The sequence below is a fragment of the Micromonospora sp. NBRC 110038 genome (genome assembly GCF_020884815.1).
In the GTDB taxonomy this organism is placed as follows: Bacteria; Actinomycetota; Actinomycetes; order Mycobacteriales; family Micromonosporaceae; genus Micromonospora; species Micromonospora haikouensis.
In genome coordinates this window covers 125454-141248 of record NZ_BBOL01000013.1, presented here as the reverse complement: position 1 = coordinate 141248, position 15795 = coordinate 125454, and the positions used below count along the sequence as shown (strand labels likewise).

The 15795-nt window shown below is 73.0% G+C and carries 16 protein-coding genes; 5 read left to right on the top strand and 11 right to left on the bottom strand.

All coding sequences use genetic code 11. The features are described from left to right. Window positions 1–288 precede the first annotated feature (288 nt). Window positions 289–1602, top strand: a complete 1314-nt coding sequence (locus tag LPU61_RS30825; RefSeq protein ID WP_043968795.1) for a GTP-binding protein — start codon at window positions 289–291, stop codon at window positions 1600–1602. Then, window positions 1599–1859: a type B 50S ribosomal protein L31 gene (locus LPU61_RS30820; protein ID WP_229406901.1), complete on the top strand. Its 261-nt coding sequence runs from the start codon at window positions 1599–1601 to the stop codon at window positions 1857–1859. Before LPU61_RS30825 ends, LPU61_RS30820 begins: the two co-directional genes overlap by 4 nt. 94 nt (window positions 1860–1953) lie before the next feature. Here the strand turns inward: LPU61_RS30820 and LPU61_RS30815 are convergent, their stop codons facing one another. The 7 genes from LPU61_RS30815 to LPU61_RS30785 all read right to left on the bottom strand — a co-directional run bounded on the left by LPU61_RS30815 (window position 1954) and on the right by LPU61_RS30785 (window position 6261). Continuing rightward, window positions 1954–3180, bottom strand: a complete 1227-nt coding sequence (locus LPU61_RS30815; protein ID WP_229406900.1) for a GTP-binding protein — start codon at window positions 3178–3180, stop codon at window positions 1954–1956. Further along, window positions 3177–3356: a 50S ribosomal protein L32 gene (rpmF, locus tag LPU61_RS30810; protein ID WP_229406899.1), complete on the bottom strand. Its 180-nt coding sequence runs from the start codon at window positions 3354–3356 to the stop codon at window positions 3177–3179. The genes LPU61_RS30815 and rpmF overlap by 4 nt, the downstream gene beginning before the upstream one ends. Before the next feature lie 32 nt (window positions 3357–3388). Then, the gene (locus tag LPU61_RS30805; RefSeq protein ID WP_043968789.1) at window positions 3389–3634 is read right to left on the bottom strand and encodes a hypothetical protein; all 246 of its coding nucleotides are present in this window, start codon (window positions 3632–3634) and stop codon (window positions 3389–3391) included. A 4-nt stretch (window positions 3635–3638) separates the two neighbouring features. Next, window positions 3639–3980 carry a helix-turn-helix domain-containing protein gene (locus tag LPU61_RS31895; protein ID WP_374199734.1) on the bottom strand — a complete coding sequence of 114 codons (342 nt, stop codon included), beginning with the start codon at window positions 3978–3980 and terminating at the stop codon, window positions 3639–3641. Between the two features lie 19 nt (window positions 3981–3999). Continuing rightward, complete coding sequence (locus LPU61_RS30795) at window positions 4000–4170, bottom strand: hypothetical protein (protein ID WP_229406898.1); 171 nt, start codon at window positions 4168–4170, stop codon at window positions 4000–4002. Between the two features lie 169 nt (window positions 4171–4339). Beyond that, window positions 4340–5488, bottom strand: coding sequence for a helix-turn-helix domain-containing protein (locus LPU61_RS30790; RefSeq protein ID WP_229406906.1), 1149 nt, complete (start codon window positions 5486–5488; stop codon window positions 4340–4342). Between the two features lie 191 nt (window positions 5489–5679). Next, window positions 5680–6261: a TetR/AcrR family transcriptional regulator gene (locus tag LPU61_RS30785; RefSeq protein ID WP_229406897.1), complete on the bottom strand. Its 582-nt coding sequence runs from the start codon at window positions 6259–6261 to the stop codon at window positions 5680–5682. Window positions 6262–6333: 72 nt separating this feature from the next. Between LPU61_RS30785 and LPU61_RS30780 the strand changes: the two genes are divergently transcribed. Next, a complete protein-coding gene (locus LPU61_RS30780) occupies window positions 6334–7287 on the top strand; it encodes a ketopantoate reductase family protein (RefSeq protein WP_229406896.1) in 954 nt (317 codons plus the stop codon). On the opposite strand, the gene metH is transcribed toward LPU61_RS30780, so the two are convergent. Continuing rightward, window positions 7269–10784: a methionine synthase gene (gene metH / locus LPU61_RS30775; RefSeq protein WP_229406895.1), complete on the bottom strand. Its 3516-nt coding sequence runs from the start codon at window positions 10782–10784 to the stop codon at window positions 7269–7271. The two genes, LPU61_RS30780 and metH, sit on opposite strands and share 19 nt — an antisense overlap. A 212-nt stretch (window positions 10785–10996) precedes the next feature. Here metH and LPU61_RS30770 point away from each other — a divergent pair, with 212 nt between their 5' ends. After that, a complete protein-coding gene (locus tag LPU61_RS30770; RefSeq protein ID WP_043968784.1) occupies window positions 10997–11866 on the top strand; it encodes a PAC2 family protein in 870 nt (289 codons plus the stop codon). A gap of 119 nt (window positions 11867–11985) precedes the next feature. Continuing rightward, the gene (locus tag LPU61_RS30765) at window positions 11986–12777 is read left to right on the top strand and encodes a GntR family transcriptional regulator (RefSeq protein ID WP_229406894.1); all 792 of its coding nucleotides are present in this window, start codon (window positions 11986–11988) and stop codon (window positions 12775–12777) included. Window positions 12778–12945: 168 nt separating this feature from the next. On the opposite strand, the gene mshC is transcribed toward LPU61_RS30765, so the two are convergent. From mshC to LPU61_RS30750, 3 genes are all read right to left on the bottom strand, one after another. Further along, the gene (gene mshC, locus LPU61_RS30760) at window positions 12946–14184 is read right to left on the bottom strand and encodes a cysteine--1-D-myo-inosityl 2-amino-2-deoxy-alpha-D-glucopyranoside ligase (RefSeq protein WP_043968782.1); all 1239 of its coding nucleotides are present in this window, start codon (window positions 14182–14184) and stop codon (window positions 12946–12948) included. A gap of 120 nt (window positions 14185–14304) precedes the next feature. Beyond that, entirely contained in the window at window positions 14305–15123 is an 819-nt protein-coding gene (locus LPU61_RS30755) for an SCO1664 family protein (protein WP_229406893.1), read from the bottom strand. Next, window positions 15120–15701, bottom strand: a complete 582-nt coding sequence (locus LPU61_RS30750; protein WP_229406892.1) for a DUF3090 domain-containing protein — start codon at window positions 15699–15701, stop codon at window positions 15120–15122. The genes LPU61_RS30755 and LPU61_RS30750 overlap by 4 nt, the downstream gene beginning before the upstream one ends. Window positions 15702–15795: the final 94 nt, after the last annotated feature.

The window sequence follows — 15795 nt, the reverse complement described above, 5'->3', positions numbered from 1 at the left end:
CACAGCGTCGGGACACGGTGCTCTCTCCTTCGTGGTAGCCCTAACGATAACGACAATGATTTTCAGTTCTACACCAGCCGCCCGGCCACATCCACACCGGGCCACTGGCGTCGACTCACCACCAGGCGAGGGTCCGGAGCGGACGCCGGGCGAGGGTCCGGCGCGGACGCCGGGCGGCGGGCCTCACCCCGGCTCGACCCCGACCACCCGACCCACAGGCCGTCGTTCACCCGACCGCGCCGTGTGCTTAGAATGACAATCGTTTTCAACTAGGTCGAGAGGAGTCCGATGTCGTCGTCACCACAGGCCCCGTCCCACGCCGCGACAACCGACGTCGATACCCGCCCGTCGCTGACCGTCCTGTCCGGGTTCTGGCCGGCGGCAACCTTCGCCGTCGCCCGCACGCTGCTCGCCGCCGACGAGTCGCTGCTGCTCGTGCGGCACGACCTCGCCCGGATCCGCGACGGCGTCGTCCGTCGGGTGGTCCGCTCCGACGCCGGCATCGTCGAGGACGAACAGATCACCCTGCGGCACGGCTGCATCTCCTGCACGCTGCGCGAGGACGTGCTGCCCACCATCGCCCGTCTCGCCCGCACCCGTCCCGGCCGGGACCTGGTGCTGATGCTGCCGGAGGTGGTGGAGCCCGAGGCCGTCGCCGCCGCCTGCGCCCACTGCCTCGTCGACGGCGCGCCGATCACCGACCTCGTCCGCGTCGACTCCTACGTGACCGTCCTCGACGCCGAACATCTGCTCGACGGCCTGGCCAGCACCGAGGACCTCCGCGCCCTCGGCATCCAGGCCGCCGAGGACGACCACCGCGCGCTCGCCGACGTCGTGGTCCGGCAGATCGAGTACGCCGACACGCTGGTGCTCTGGGGGCGGTCGCGCGAAGGCGCGTTCGACACGAGCAGGCTGTCGGTGCTGCTACGGAGGATGGCCCCGTGGGCGGCCCACCTCCGCGTCGACGGCGACGTCGTCGACGCCGGCGCGTTGACCCGCCAGCTACGCCACACCCGTCGGCACCGTCCGGGAACCCCGGGGATCTTCGCCCGCGGCCTGCAGGGCTACGCCCTCGGCGCACACGAGCCGGAACCCGACTGCGGAGTGGTCTCCGCCGTCTTCCGCGCCCGCCGGCCGTTTCACCCCCAGCGCCTGCACGACGTGCTGGAGGACGTGAACGCCGAGATCATCCGCTCCCGCGGGCACCTCTGGCTGGCCAGCCAACCCGACACCGTGGTGGCCTGGGAGTTCGCCGGCGGCGGCCTGGCCATGGGATCCCTCGGGCACTGGCTGGTCAGCCTGCCCGAGGACCGCTGGGAACACGTCGACGACCAGCGGCGCATCGCCGCCGCCCTGGACTGGGACCCCTACTACGGCGACCGGCACCAGCACCTCGTCTTCATCGGCGTCGACATCGACCCCGTCGACCTGCACCGCACCCTCGCCGGCTGCCTGCTCACCGACGCCGAACTCGCCGACGGCGAAGACACCTGGTGCACCTACCCCGACCCGTTCGCCGGCTGCTTCCCCCTCGGCACGGCGGAACCGGCCGGATCCGACACCGACACCGACACCGACACCGAAGGAGCACGACCCGCATGAAGCCCGGCATCCACCCCGTGTACCGGCCCGTCGTCTACCGCGACAGGGGCGCCGACTTCGCCTTCCTCACCCGCTCCACCGCCACCAGCGACCAGACGGTCGAGTGGAGCGACGGCAACACCTATCCCGTCATCGACGTGCAGATCTCGTCGGCCAGCCACCCGTTCTGGACCGGCAGGCAGCGCCTGCTCGACACCGCCGGCCGGGTGGAGAAGTTCCGCCAGAAGTACGCCCGCCGCGGGCCCCGGGGCGGGTGAACACCGGGCCGCCCGCCTCCCGGTGGCGGCGCGAGTGGGCGCACCATTCGCGCCGCCACCGGGCGACGTCCCCGGCTGCCAGGGGCGGCCCTCGTCAGGCCGGGACCGGGTCCGCGTGGTCGTGCAGGTCGCCGAGGTCCCAGGCGGGGAACGGGTCGGGCAACGCCCGCCACACGTCCTCCCCGGCGGCGATCTCGGTGTCGGTGAGCAGGCAGGCCGCGAGGGCCGCCCGCAGGCCGCCACCGTCGAGGTGCACGCCGATGAGGACGAGTTCCTGCTGCCGGTCACCGAAGACCGGATGCCAGCGGGACTCCAACTCGGCCCGCTCGTCGGGGTCCTGCGGCCACTCCCCCGACGCCACCACCGGGACCCCGACCGGGTCGCACCGCCCCGTCGGGCCGGCCTGCGACCACAACGCCTGGACACCGGGGCGGCTGGCCAGCCACAGGAAGCCCTTCGACCGCACGACCCCGTAGCCGTCCACGCCACCGGCGAGCAGGTCCCAGAGTCGCTGCGGATGAAACGGCCGGTGGTCACGGAACACGATGCTGGAGATGCCATACTCCTCCGTCTCCGGCACGTGCCCGCCGTTGAGCTCGGCGACCCAGCCGGGCGCGGTCTCCGCCCGCTCCAGGTCGAACCGGCCGGTGTCGAGGACCTCCGCCGGCGGGACCCGACCGTGCACGGCACGCACCTGCCGGGCGGCCGGGTTCAGCCGGGTCAGCAGCGCCTCGGCCACCACCAGGTCCTCCGCGCCGACCAGGTCGGTCTTGTTGACCACCAGCACGTCGGCGAACTCGATCTGGTCGACCAGCAGATCCGCGATGCCACGGTCGTCACCCTCGTACGCGGCCAGCCCTCGCGCTTCCAGGCTCTCCCCCGCCTCGATCATGGCCAGCAGGCCCGCCGTGTCGACCACCGTGACCGTGGTGTCCAGGCGGGCCAGATCGTCGAGCACCTGCCCGCCCTCCACGCCGAAGGCGAACGTCGCGGCGACCGGCATCGGCTCGGAGATGCCGCTGGACTCGATCAGCAGGTAGTCGAAACGGCCCTGCCGGGCCAGCCGGGCCACCTCGGCGAGCAGGTCGTCGCGCAGCGTGCAGCAGATACAGCCGTTGGTCAGCTCGACCAGCCGCTCCTGCGTCCGCGACAGCGCGCCGCCGCCACGGACCAGCGCGGCGTCGACGTTCACCTCGCTCATGTCGTTGACGATCACCGCCACCCGCAGCCCGTCCCGGTTGGCCAGCACGTGGTTGAGCAGGCTCGTCTTGCCGGCACCGAGAAACCCGGACAGCACCGTCACCGGGAGCCGTCCGGTCACGGCTGCTCCACCACCTGACGCCCCTTGTACAGCCCGCAGTGCGCGCAGGCCCGGTGCGGCACCACCATCTCCTTGCGCGGGCACGGGCAGGGGGTCAGCTGCGGCACCGCCGCCTTCCACTGCGCCCGCCGGTGCCGGGTGTTCGACCGCGACATCTTCCGCTTCGGTACGGCCATGGGTTCTCCTTCGTCGAGAGGTCGACGCCAGCTTAACGGAAGTGGTTTTCGTTTCGCATAACCCCTCGGTCGTCGGCCGGATGGGCCGGCGCATTCCACAGCTGCACCTCCGTGGCCGCGCGGAGAACGTCGCGGGCGGCGGCGGCCGCCGGGCAGCCCGCCGTGCGGCAGATCGGGCAGCGGCCGTCGGGGGCGGGTCGGTGGTCGCGTAGGACCCAGCGGGCGGTGAGGATGAGCCGGTTGCGGATCTGCGCCAGGGACAGGAACGGCGCGGTCATCGGATCAGGCCGATCGCCGTGGCCAGGTGGGCGACGCCGGCCGGTGCAACTCGCCCGTCGACCCCACCGGCCGCACATCGGGCCCGACCGGGCGGATGTCATAGCAGGCGAGGGCCGCCCGGACCCCCTCCACGCCCTCGGTCCCGGTGGTTCCCGCCGGCCGCACGTCACCGCCCAGCAGGATTGTCGCATCCACCCGCAGCACCTCGGCGACGTCCCGGATGACGGAGAACCGGTCCAAGGCGCGAACGCCACGTTCGACCTTGTCCACCCAGCTCTTGGACTTGCCCAGCCGGTCGGCGAGCATCTGCTGCGTCATCCGCCGCCGCGCCCGCCACTGCGCCACCCGCCGACCTATCGCCGGCTCACCGCTGCCCACGACGCCACCGCCGGTCCGGCACCGCCCGGGTCGTCTCCTCGACCGGTATCCGTTCGGCCTCGGCCTGCGCGAGGATCCGCTGCCTCGCCGCCTCCCGCTCCTCCGCGTCCGCCTGCTCGCCCCAGCTCGACCCTGGATCGTGTTGCGCGTCGCCCACCTGCAACCCCTTCGGGAAGGGGCGCGGCGGTGGGCTCCGGGAAGGACCGCCACCACCGCGCCGGCTCAAGGGCACGGCGGCAGTCAGACGCGGGCAGCCGCACCCGTGATCAGGACGCTACGGAAGACGCACACGGTCGCTGGAACGACTACGCACCACTACCGGGCGACTACTGTGCGGCCATGCTCATCCGCTCGCACAGGCCGCGCAACTCCGGCGAGGCGACACCCCGGCGCAGCAACGACCGGGCCGTCTCCCGCGCCGACGTCGACGAACGCGCGTGCTGTGGGCCGACCCGTTCCGCCGCGAGCAGCATCCGCACCGCGTCCCGGTCCCGCCCGACCGCCTCGGCGGCCCGGCTCATGTCCAGCCAGAAGTACACCTGCCGCACCGCCGGCAGGCCGCTCACGTCCACACCGGCGGCCGTCCGCATCGCCGCCTCCGGGCGGCCCGTGTCGAGCTGGAACGCCATCCGCCACAGGGCCACGTTCCGTGGTCCCCAGGCAAGATCCCAGCTCTCGGTCTCTCCTGTGTGCGCGACGATCCGCGCCGCCTCGGCGAGATGGTCCTCCGCGCCCGCGCGGTCACGCAGACCGGCAAGGTGATGGGCCCGCGCGAGATGCAGAAACCCGAGCACGTCCAGGGCCGCGTCCGCCCCGCTGCCCGCCAGGTCGGCGCCCGCCGCGTCGCACCACGCCCGCGCAGGCCCGTACGCGCCCGAGTAGGCCGACACCCGGGCCCGGTTGGCCGCCGCCACCCCCGCAGCCACCGAATCGTCCAGCAACCCCGCCGCCTCTGCGCAGCGCTCCGCCGCGAACCACGCGTGAGCCGGATAGCCGACGTTGAGCAGGGAGCCCATCGCCACGCCGTAGACGGGCACCATCTCCGCCAACGCCGCCCGCCGATCGGTCAGGCCATGCATCGCCGGCACCAGGTCGACAAGCCTGCGCAGGGCACCCGCATAGTCACACCGCCCGTACAGGGCACGCACCAGCCCCGCCTCACGGCGCACCTGCTCGACGGTGGCCGGCGCCTCCCGCCCGCCGGCCATCGGCGTGTCCATCATGATCCGCCATACTCGTTCGGCATCGATCCGCGCAGCATCGAGCTGCCGATCGGCCGGCGTGTACGCCTGCCCGGTCAGATCGACCACCGAGCACTCCAGGGCCGCCGCCAGATCCACCACCATGTACCGGTCGGTGCGCTGCTGGCCACGCTCGATCCGGGACCACGACGTGTGGGAGATGCCGGCACGGCTGGCGGCGTACCGGATGCTCCAGCCCCGCAGCTCCCGACGGACGCGGATGCGGTCACCGATCGACGGATCGACGGGTATGGGGCGACGAGGCATCGGGGACACTCCCAGGTCGAGAGCTCAACTGGCATCATCCAGGCCATTTCGGACGGTACACGCGAACGCACCGATCGCAGCGTTGCTCCGCCGAGCCTCACGTCGGCGGCCCGCCGCCGTCGCTCCCGTCGGGGAGGCGGCGCCGGGCGGGGCGGCGCTCATGGCGCGGGGTGGCGGAGACCGGCGAGGACGAGGGTGACGACCTGGCCCGCGTTGACGCGGAAGTCCGGGTGGTCGTACGCCGCGCAGATGCCCTGGAGGGCGATCATGACGGCGCCGGCGCTCACGTCGTCGCGGACGGTTCCCGCCTCGGCGGCGGAGGCCAGCAGGTCGGCGACGACCTGTTGCAGGGCCTGGGCGCCCTCGGCCATCGCGTCCGGGCGGGTGGCCATGAGCGCCGCGAGGGTGCGGGCGAGACCCTGGTGGGCGTGCAGGTGGGCGACGAGGCCACGCAGGAAGGACTCCAGCGCCTCGTCGGCGGGGAGGGTGGCGTGCAGTGTGCGGGCGCGGTCGCACAGTGCGGTGAGTTCTTCGCGGTAGACCGCCTCGGCCAAGGCCTCCCGGGTCGGGAAGTGCCGGTAGAGCGTGCCGGTGCCCACGCCGGCCAGCTTGGCGAAGTCGTCGAAGCGCAGGTCGAAGCAGTTGTTGGCGAAGAGTTCGCGCGCCTTGGCGAGCAGGGCGTCGCGGTTGCGGCGGGCGTCGGCGCGCAGCGGCTTGGCGTCGGTCACGTGAGATCCCATGTTGACAAGTGGAGACCGTCTCCATATGTTGGAAGTGGAGATGGTCTCCAATTATAGCCTACGGGGCGGCGCGTGAAGATCTTGATGTTCGGCCGGGGCGTGATCGGCGCGGTCTACGGGTGGGCCCTGGAACGGGCCGGACACCACGTCGAGTTCTACGTCCGGCCGGGGCGGGCGGCGGCGTACGGGGATGCGATCGACCTCGACCTGCTCGACGCGCGACGGCTGCCGTGGGGAAAGCGCGTCACCGAGAAGTGGCCGGTGCGCTACCGCGAGTCGCTGGAGCCGGACCACGACTTCGACCTGATCGTGCTGAGCGTGCAGCACTACAGCTTCGCGGAGGCCACGGCCTTCCTCGGGCCCCGGGTGGGCGGGGCCACGGTGCTCGTCTTCAACAACCTGTGGGTCGATCCGCTGGCCGCGATCGACCATCTCCCCACGGAGCAGGTGGCCTGGGGCTTCCCCGGGGCCGGTGGCGGTTTCGGCGACGACGGTGTGCTGCGCGCGGCGCTGCTGCCCGCCGTCTTCCTCGGCACGCTCGACCGGCCGCCGACCGCACGCGAGCAGGCCGTACGCGGGCTGTTCCGCGGGGCCGGGCTCAGGGTCCGGGAGAACTCCGACTTCCGGGGGTGGCTGGCGATCCACTTCGTCCAGAACGCGGGTCTGCACACGCAGAGCCTGCGGCTTGGTTCCCTGTCCACGATGACGCGCGGCGACGTACGCGAGGCGATCCTCGCCGTCCGCGAGCTGCTGCCGCTGGTCGAGGCGCGCGGCGTCGAGCTGCGGCGGCATCGGGCCGACCTGCTGCCGTTCACCGTGCCCGTCTGGCTGGCCGCGCCGACCCTCTCCTGGCTGCTCGCCCGGTTCCCGCCGATGCGCCGGGTGACGGCGGCGCACGCCAACCCCGAGGAGCTGCGCGCCATCTGCCGCGACACCCTGGCGGAAGCGCGCAGGCTGGGGGTGAAGGTGCCCCGGCTGGAGGCGGCCGAGCCCTACTTCACCGACGGTCATCTGGCGTTGAAGTAGCTCGCCTCCGGGTGGTGCACCACGATCGCGTCGGTCGCCTGCTCCGGCACGAGCTGGAACTCCTCCGACAACTGCACCCCGATCCGCTCCGCGCCCAGCAGGTCCACGATCTTCGCCCGGTCCTCCAGGTCCGGGCAGGCCGGGTAGCCGAACGCGTACCGGCAGCCCCGGTAGTCGGTGCGCAGCAGGCCCGCCAGGTCTGCCGGGTCGTCGTCGGCCACCGTGCGCCCGCCCGGCAGCGTCAGCTCCGCGCGGATCCGCCGGTGCCAGTACTCCGCCAGTGCCTCGGTGAGCTGCACCGACAGGCCGTGCACCTCCAGATAGTCCCGGTAGGAGTTCCCGGCGAACATCTTCGCCGTGTAGTCGCTGATCGGCTGCCCCACGGTCACGAGCTGCAACGCCACCACGTCCAGGCCGTCGCCGCGCGGCCGGAAGAAGTCGGCCAGGCACAGCCGCCGCTCCTGCCGCTGCCTCGGGAACGAGAACCGGGTCCGCTCGGTGCGCCCGTCCTCGTCGAGCACCACCAGGTCGTTGCCCTCCGAGTACGCCGGGAAGTATCCGTACACCACGGCCGCCTCGAGGACCTTGTCGGCGGTCAGCCGGTCCAGCCAGTACCGCAGCCGGGGCCGCCCCTCGGTCTCGACCAGCTCCTCGTACGACGGGCCCTTGCCGCCCCGCGCCCCCCGCAGCCCCCACTGCCCCAGGAACGTCGCCCGCTCGTCCAGCAGCGCCGCATAATCCGCCAGCGGCACCCCCCGCACCACCCGCGTGCCGAGGAACGGCGGCGTCGGCACCTCCACGTCGACCGCCACGTCCGAGCGCACCGACGCGTCGTCCAGCCCCGGCAGCGCCTGCCCGACCGTCGCCCGCTGCCGCTCCCGACGCTGCCGCCGCGCCGCCAGGGCCGCCTCCCGCTGCGGATCCACCACCGGCGCGCCGCCCCGCTTGGCCGTCATCACCCGGTCCATCAGCGACAGCCCCTCGAACGCGTCCCGGGCGTAGTGCACCTGGCCGGGGAACGCCGCCCGCAGGTCGTCCTCCACGTACGCCCGGGTCAGCGCCGCCCCGCCGAGCAGCACCGGCCAGCGCTGCGCCACCCCGCGCTCGGCCATCTCGGCCAGGTTCTCCTTCATGATCACCGTGCTCTTGACCAGCAGCCCCGACATCCCGATCGCGTCGGCCCGGTGCTGCTCGGCCGCGTCGAGGATCGCCGAGATCGGCTGCTTGATGCCGATGTTGACCACCTCGTAGCCGTTGTTGGACAGGATGATGTCCACCAGGTTCTTGCCGATGTCGTGCACGTCGCCCTTGACGGTGGCCAGCACGATCCGGCCCTTGCCGCCGTCGTCGGCCTTCTCCATGTGCGGCTCCAGGTAGGCCACCGCCGTCTTCATCACCTCGGCCGACTGCAGCACGAACGGAAGCTGCATCTGGCCCGAGCCGAACAGCTCCCCGACCACCCGCATGCCGTCCAGCAGCAGGTCGTTGATGATCGACAACGGCGACCGGCCCCCGGCCATCGCCGCGTCGAGGTCGGCCTCCAGGCCGTTGCGCTCGCCGTCGACGATCCGCCGCCGCAGCCGCTCCTCCAGCGGCAGCGCCGCCAGCTCCTGCGCCCGGGTGGCCCGCGCCGACGAGGCGTCCACCCCCTCGAAGATCTCGATGAACCGCTGCACCGGGTCGTGGCCGGCGCGCCGCCGGTCGTACACCAGGTCCAGCGCGGCCTCCCGCTGCTCGTCGGGGATCTTCGACATCGGCAGGATCTTGCTGGCGTGCACGATCGCCGACGTCAGCCCCGCCCGCACGCACTCGTGCAGGAAGACCGAGTTGAGCACCTGCCGGGCAGCCGGGTTCAGCCCGAACGACACGTTCGACACACCGAGGGTGAAGTTGACCCCCGGCCAGCGCCGCGCGATCTCCCGGATCGCCTCGATCGTCTCGACGCCGTCGCGGCGGGTCTCCTCCTGGCCGGTGGCGATCGGGAAGGTCAACGCGTCGATCAGGATGTCGGACCGGCGCAGCCCCCACCGGCCGGTCAGGTCCTCGATCAGCCGCTGCGCGACCCGCACCTTCCACTCGGCCGTGCGGGCCTGCCCCTCCTCGTCGATGAGCAGCGCCACCACCGCCGCCCCGTGCTCGACGACGACCGGCATCACCCGGGCGTAGCGGGAACCCGGCCCGTCGCCGTCCTCGAAGTTGACCGAGTTGACCACGCACCGCCCGCCGAGCATCTCCAGCCCGGCCTCGATCACCGCCGGCTCGGTCGAGTCCAGCATGACCGGCAGCGTGGACGCGGTGGCGAACCGCCCGGCCAGCTCCCGCATGTCCCGGGTGCCGTCGCGGCCCACGTAGTCCACGCACAGGTCCAGCAGGTGCGAGCCGTCCCGGGCCTGGCTGCGGGCGATCTCCACGCACGCCTGCCAGTCGCCGGCGAGCATCGCCTCCCGGAACGCCTTCGACCCGTTGGCGTTGGTGCGCTCCCCCACCATCAGGACGCTGGCGTCCTGGGCGAACGGCACGTGGTGGTAGATCGAGGAGACCCCGGCCTCGGGGCGCGGCTCGCGGGCGCCCGGCCGCGCCCCGCGCAGCCGCTCGGCGACCAGCCGGATGTGCTCCGGCGTCGTCCCGCAGCAGCCGCCGACCACCGCCACCCCGTACTCGGCGACGAACCGCTCCAGCGCGTCGGCCAGCTCCACCGGGGTCAGCGGGTAGACCGCGCCGTCGGCGGTGAGCTGCGGCAGGCCGGCGTTCGGCATCACCGACAGCGGCACCCGGGCGTGCCGGGACAGGTAGCGCAGGTGCTCGGTCATCTCCGCCGGGCCCGTCGCGCAGTTCAGCCCGATCAGGTCGATGCCCAACGGCTCCAGTGCGGTCAGCGCCGCGCCGATCTCGCTGCCCAGCAGCATCGTGCCGGTGGTCTCCACCGTGACGTGGCAGATCAGCGGCACGCGCCGCCCGGCCTCGGCCATCGCCCGGTGGGACCCGACCACCGCCGCCTTCACCTGCAGCAGGTCCTGGCAGGTCTCGACGATCAGCGCGTCCACGCCACCGGCGAGCAGGCCCGCCGCGTTCTGCTGGTACGCGTCGCGCAGCGTCGCGTACGCGGCGTGCCCCAGGGTGGGCAGCTTCGTGCCGGGGCCGATCGCACCGAGCACGAACCGGGGCCGCTCGGCGGTGCCCCACGCGTCGGCGGCCTCCCGGGCGATCCGCGCGCCGGCCTCGGACAGCTCCCCGATCCGGTGCTCGATGCCGTATTCGCCGAGGTTGGCCAGGTTGGCGCCGAAGGTGTTCGTCTCGACGCAGTCCGCGCCCGCCGCGAGGTAGGCGTCGTGCACCCCGCGGACGACGTCCGGGCGGGTGACGTTGAGGATCTCGTTGCAACCCTCGTGCCCCTCGAAGTCGTCCAGGGTCAGCTCGGCCGCCTGGAGCATCGTCCCCATCGCGCCGTCGGCGACGAGAACCCGCTCCGCCAGCACGTCCAGCAGCGAAGTCCCCACCCCACTCAGGGTAGTGCGAGGATCCGACGGTGGGGGCGGGCCGCGACGCACCGGGGGCCCGCGGGCCGGACCGGCGCGGCCGACGGGCCGCATCCGGCCCCGACACGTAGGCTGACGGACGTGAAGGACATCAGGGACGTCACCGGGCCCGGCAGGCGGACGACCGGGCCGCAGCCCGGGACCGCCCGCCGACGACAGGGTGAGGTGACGGCATGACCGAGTTCGACGGACTGCCGGTGCTGCGGTCCCCCGTGGCCATCGCCGCTTTCGAGGGCTGGAACGACGCCGCGGACGCCTCCACCGCGGCGGTCGAGCACCTGGAACAGGTCTGGCAGGCGCGGCAGGTCACCGAGCTGGACCCGGAAGACTTCTACGACTTCCAGGTCAGCCGGCCGACGATCACGATGGCCGACGGCGAGACCCGCCGCGTCGAGTGGCCCACCACCCGGTTCATGGTGGCCAGCCCGGAGGGCACCGAGCGGGACGTGGTGCTGATCCGGGGCATCGAGCCGAGCATGCGCTGGCGCACGTTCTGCGAGCAGGTGCTGGAGATCTGCCACAGCCTGGAGGTCGAACGGGTGGTGCTGCTCGGCGCGCTGCTGGCCGACGTGCCGTACACCCGGCCGTTGCCGATCAGCGGCAGCGCCTCCGACGCGGAGGCCGCGCGACGCTACCAGCTCACCCCCACCCGCTACGACGGTCCCACGGGCATCGTCGGGGTGCTGCACGACGCCTGCACGCGCGCCGAGGTCGACGCGGTGTCGTTCTGGGTGCACGTGCCGCACTACGCCAACAACCCGCCCTGCCCCAAGGCCACCCTCGCGCTGCTGCACCGGGTCGAGGAGGTGCTCGACCTGCCGGTGCCGATGGCCGACCTGGCGGAGGAGGCGGCGGAGTGGGAGCAGCGGGTGCGCGGGGCCGCCGAGCAGGACGCCGAGCTGGGGGAATACGTGCGTGAGCTGGAGGAACGCGTCGGCGACGCGGGCATCACCCCGCTGACCGGCGACGAGATCGCCCAGGAGTTCGAGAAGTATCTGCGCCGGCGCGGCGGCTCCGCCGGCCCGACGGCCGGCTCCTGGTAGCCGGGTTTCTTCCGAAAGCCCCTGGATCGCCTGGTCCGGGGGCTTTCGCGTGTCCGGGGTGGCGCGCTCACATCCCCTAGGGCATCCTAGGAACCTAGCTGTGATCTCCAGGAGGAGCCATGCAGATCAACCCGGGTGCGGCCGAGTTCCCGCACCGGCAGATCGCCGCGCAGCTCAAGGCCCAGGTGCGCCGCGGCGACTGGGGGCCGGGCGAGCGCCTGCCGTCCATCCCGGCCATCGCCGAGATGTTCGGCGTCGCCAAGCAGACCGTGCAGCGCGCCGTCGACCAGCTGCGGGTCGAGGGCATCCTGATCACCAAACCCGGCTCCGGTACGTACGTCAGAGGCACCCGACGCCGGCTCAACCGCCTCTCCCGGGGCCGGTACGGCGGCTTCCGCGGCTACCACACCGACCTGGCCGCCCGGTACCGTCAGCAGCTCGTCTCGGTCGGCCGCGCCCCCGCCCCGCCGGAGGTGGCCGACGCGTTCGGCGTCGCCGACGGCACCGAGCTGCTCTGCCGCCGCCACCTCGTGCGCACCGAGGACTCCCCCGTCGAGGTGGGTGCCTCCTGGTTCCTGCCGGCCGACACCGCCGGCACCACCCTGGAGCGGGGCGAGGCGTTCGGCCGGCCCCTCTACCAGGAGGCGGAGGAGGCCACCGGCCGGCAGTACGTCACCGCCACCGACACCATCACCGCCCGCCAGCCCAGCCGGGAGGAGGCGGAGACCCTCCAGATCCGCCCCGACACCCCCGTGCTGCACCTGCTGCACGTCGCCTACGACGCCCGGCGCAAGCCCATCGAGGTCGCCCAGGCCACCTGGCCCGGCCCGATGACGACGCTCACCGAGGAATACAAGATCCCGGCCCCCACCCCGGACCCCGACCCGGACCCGGGCCTGATCCTGGGCTGACCCCACCCTGCCCCCGCCCCGCGCCCCCTGCTCCCCCCGCGCCCCGCCCCCGCCCCGGTGATCAAGAGGTTTGCGTCATCGTCGAGATCAACTTTGACGCTTTTCTCTTGATCACCGACCAGAGCGGGGGCGGGGTGGGGCGGGGTGGGGGTGGGGGTGGGGGTGGGGTTAGAGGCGGAGGCCGAGGAGGGCGTCGACGGTCGTGGCGAAGAGGGCCGGGGCCTCGGGGTCCGTGCCCGTGCCGGCGAGGGCACGCTCTGCCCAGTCGTCGGCGAGCGCGAGCGCGCCCGGGGTGTCCAGGTCGTCGCCGAGGCGCTCGCGTACCCCCGCCAGGAAGTCGTCGCCGGACGGCCCGGACGGCGCGGTGGCGGCCCGCCGCCAGCGGGCCAGGCGCTCCTGCGCGGCCGCGAGCAGCTCGTCGGTCCAGGTGCGGTCGGCGCGGTAGTGGCCGGCCATCAGCCCGAGCCGCACCGCCATCGGATCCACCCGGTCGGCGCGCAGCCGGGAGACGAAGACCAGGTTGCCCTTGGACTTCGACATCTTCTCGCCGTTCAGGCCGATCATGCCGGCGTGCACGTAGTGGGTCGCGAACGGCGACCGGCCGGTGAGCCGCTCGGCGTGCGCGGCGGAACACTCGTGGTGCGGGAAGAGCAGGTCGTTGCCGCCGCCCTGCACGTCGATCGACTCGCCGAGCAGGTTCAGCGCGATCACCGCGCACTCGATGTGCCAGCCGGGCCGGCCCGGGCCGAGGTCGCCGCCGGGCCAGGACGGCTCGCCCTCGCGGGCGCCGCGCCACAGCAGCGGATCGAGGGGGTCGCGCTTGCCGGCCCGCTCCGGGTCGCCCCCGCGCTCCGGGAAGATCTCCAGCATCTCGGCCCGGGACAGGTTGGACTCGTAGCCGAACTCGGGCGCGGCGGCGATGTCGAAGTAGACGTCCCCGGTGCCGTCGTCGAGCCGGTACGCGGCCCCGTCCTTGAGCAGGGTGAGAACCTTGTCGGCGATGTCGGGGATCGACTCGACCGCGCCGACGTAGTGCGCCGGCGGGATCATCCGCAGCGCCTCCATGTCCTCGCGGAACAGCGCGGTCTCCCGCATGGCCAGGACCTTCCAGTCCTCGCCGTCGCGCTCGGCCCGCTCCAGCAGCGGATCGTCGATGTCGGTGACGTTCTGCACGTAGCGCACCGTCAGGCCGGCGTCGAGCCACATCCGCTGCACCAGGTCAAAGGTGATCATGGTGGCGGCGTGGCCGAGGTGCGTGGCGTCGTACGGGGTGATGCCGCAGACGTACATGGTGGCCACGTCGCCAGGTCGACTGGGATGGGCACCGCGTCGCGCCGAGTCGAACAATGTCAGCGGGCCGCCCCTGCCGGGCAGCCGTGGCACCTCATGTCCCGTCCAAGACTCCATGACCGTCAGCCTAGCCAGCCGCCCCGCGCGCCGGACCCACCCCACGGGTGACCAACGCGACAACCGCTCACGCCCCTGGTGGGCGGCGCGGTCGGGCCTGCCGGACGGTCGGACCGACGGCTACATCGGCGGCCAGGGCATCGCCGGCCAGTCTTGCGGCGGCTGGGGGAACCGGCCACCGTCGCGCAGCCGGCCCACCCGGGCCGTCAGCTCGGCGACCTCGCGGATCGTCAGGTGCTCGGCCAGCTCCTCGCCCAGCTCCCCGCCGAGCCGGACGGTCAGGTCGGCGAGCATCTCCAGGGCGTCCGGCGGCAGCTCCCGGCCGGCCCAACCCCAGAGCACGGTGCGCAGCTTGTCCTCCACGTGGAAGCTCACCCCGTGGTCGACGCCGTAGAGCCGGTCGTCCGCGCCGAGCAGCACGTGGCCGCCCTTGCGGTCCGCGTTGTTGATGACCGCGTCGAGCACCGCCAGCCGGGCCAGGCGCGGATCGTCGGCGTGGGCCAGTGCGTACGCGGCACCGTCGTCGTCCCGGGCCGCCGCGACCGGGAACCAGCGCGGCGGCACCGCCTCCGCCGGCACGAAGCCGACCAGCGGCTCGGCGTCGTCGGGCTCGTCGATCCACAGTTGACAGGAGCCCGGCCCGAACGGGCCGTCGCGCAGCACCGTCGGCGGGACCAGGTCCCAGCCGGTGGCGCGGGAGACCAGGTACGCCGAGACCTCCCGGCCGGCGAGGGTGCCGTCCGGGAAGTCCCAGAGGGGACGCTCGCCGCGCACCGGCTTGTAGACGCAGCGGGCACTCACCCCGTCGAGGGTGAGCGCACCGAGCAGCGTCGCGTTCGACGCGTCGACCAGGCGGCCTTCGACGGTCAGCTCACCGTCGCGGAGCAGCCGTAGCGTCGCCACGTCGTCCTGCCGACGGTCGAGGTCCGACGAGGTCACCGGTGATAACCGTTGTGCCGCGGGCAGAGGTGCCCGGCGGGATCCAGCGGCTGGCCGCAGAGCGGGCAGGGCGGGCGGCCGGCGTTGACCACCCGGCGGGCCCGCTCGATGAACTCGCGGGTCGCCTCGGGGGTCAACCGGACGCGCAGCCGGTCCAGGTCCTCGTCCGGCTCCTCGTCGTCCTCATCGTCGTCCTCGTCCTCGTCGCCGCCCAGCTCGACCTCGGTCTCCGCCTCGCCGGCGGCGATCGCCTCGATCACGACGGTCGCGGTGTCGACGTCGAAGGCCAGGCCGAGGGTGCCGACGCGGAACTCCTCGTCGACCGGCGTGTCCAGCGGGTCGTTGTCGCCCACCGACGTCACCGCCTCGGGCAACTGCACGCCGAAACGGCGCTGCGCCTCGGTGAGCAACTCCTCCAGCTTCTCGGCGAGCAACGACACCTGGACCTTCTCCAGCGCGACGCTGACCAGCCGGCCTCCGCCGCGGGCCTGCAAGAAGAACGTGCGCTCCCCGGGCGGCCCGACGGTCCCGGCGACGAACCGCTCCGGCGGCTCGAAGGCGTGCACCTGGTGGGTCATACCCACGACCCTATCCGGCGTGCCACAGCGTCGCGCACCCCACCGACCCGGAATCGCGCGCCCGCGCCGCACCCGTCCTGCCACCCGGGCCGAC

Bases quoted from the DNA above. Each gene is read 5' to 3' on its own strand.
- LPU61_RS30825 (WP_043968795.1), top strand. From the start codon at position 289: ATGTCGTCGTCACCACAGGCCCCGTCCCACGCCGCGACAACCGACGTC.
- LPU61_RS30820 (WP_229406901.1), top strand. From the start codon at position 1,599: ATGAAGCCCGGCATCCACCCCGTGTACCGGCCCGTCGTCTACCGCGAC.
- rpmF (WP_229406899.1), bottom strand. From the start codon at position 3,356: ATGGCCGTACCGAAGCGGAAGATGTCGCGGTCGAACACCCGGCACCGG.
- LPU61_RS30805 (WP_043968789.1), bottom strand. From the start codon at position 3,634: ATGACCGCGCCGTTCCTGTCCCTGGCGCAGATCCGCAACCGGCTCATC.
- LPU61_RS30785 (WP_229406897.1), bottom strand. From the start codon at position 6,261: ATGGGATCTCACGTGACCGACGCCAAGCCGCTGCGCGCCGACGCCCGC.
- LPU61_RS30770 (WP_043968784.1), top strand. From the start codon at position 10,997: ATGACCGAGTTCGACGGACTGCCGGTGCTGCGGTCCCCCGTGGCCATC.
- LPU61_RS30765 (WP_229406894.1), top strand. From the start codon at position 11,986: ATGCAGATCAACCCGGGTGCGGCCGAGTTCCCGCACCGGCAGATCGCC.
- mshC (WP_043968782.1), bottom strand. From the start codon at position 14,184: ATGGAGTCTTGGACGGGACATGAGGTGCCACGGCTGCCCGGCAGGGGC.
- LPU61_RS30750 (WP_229406892.1), bottom strand. From the start codon at position 15,701: ATGACCCACCAGGTGCACGCCTTCGAGCCGCCGGAGCGGTTCGTCGCC.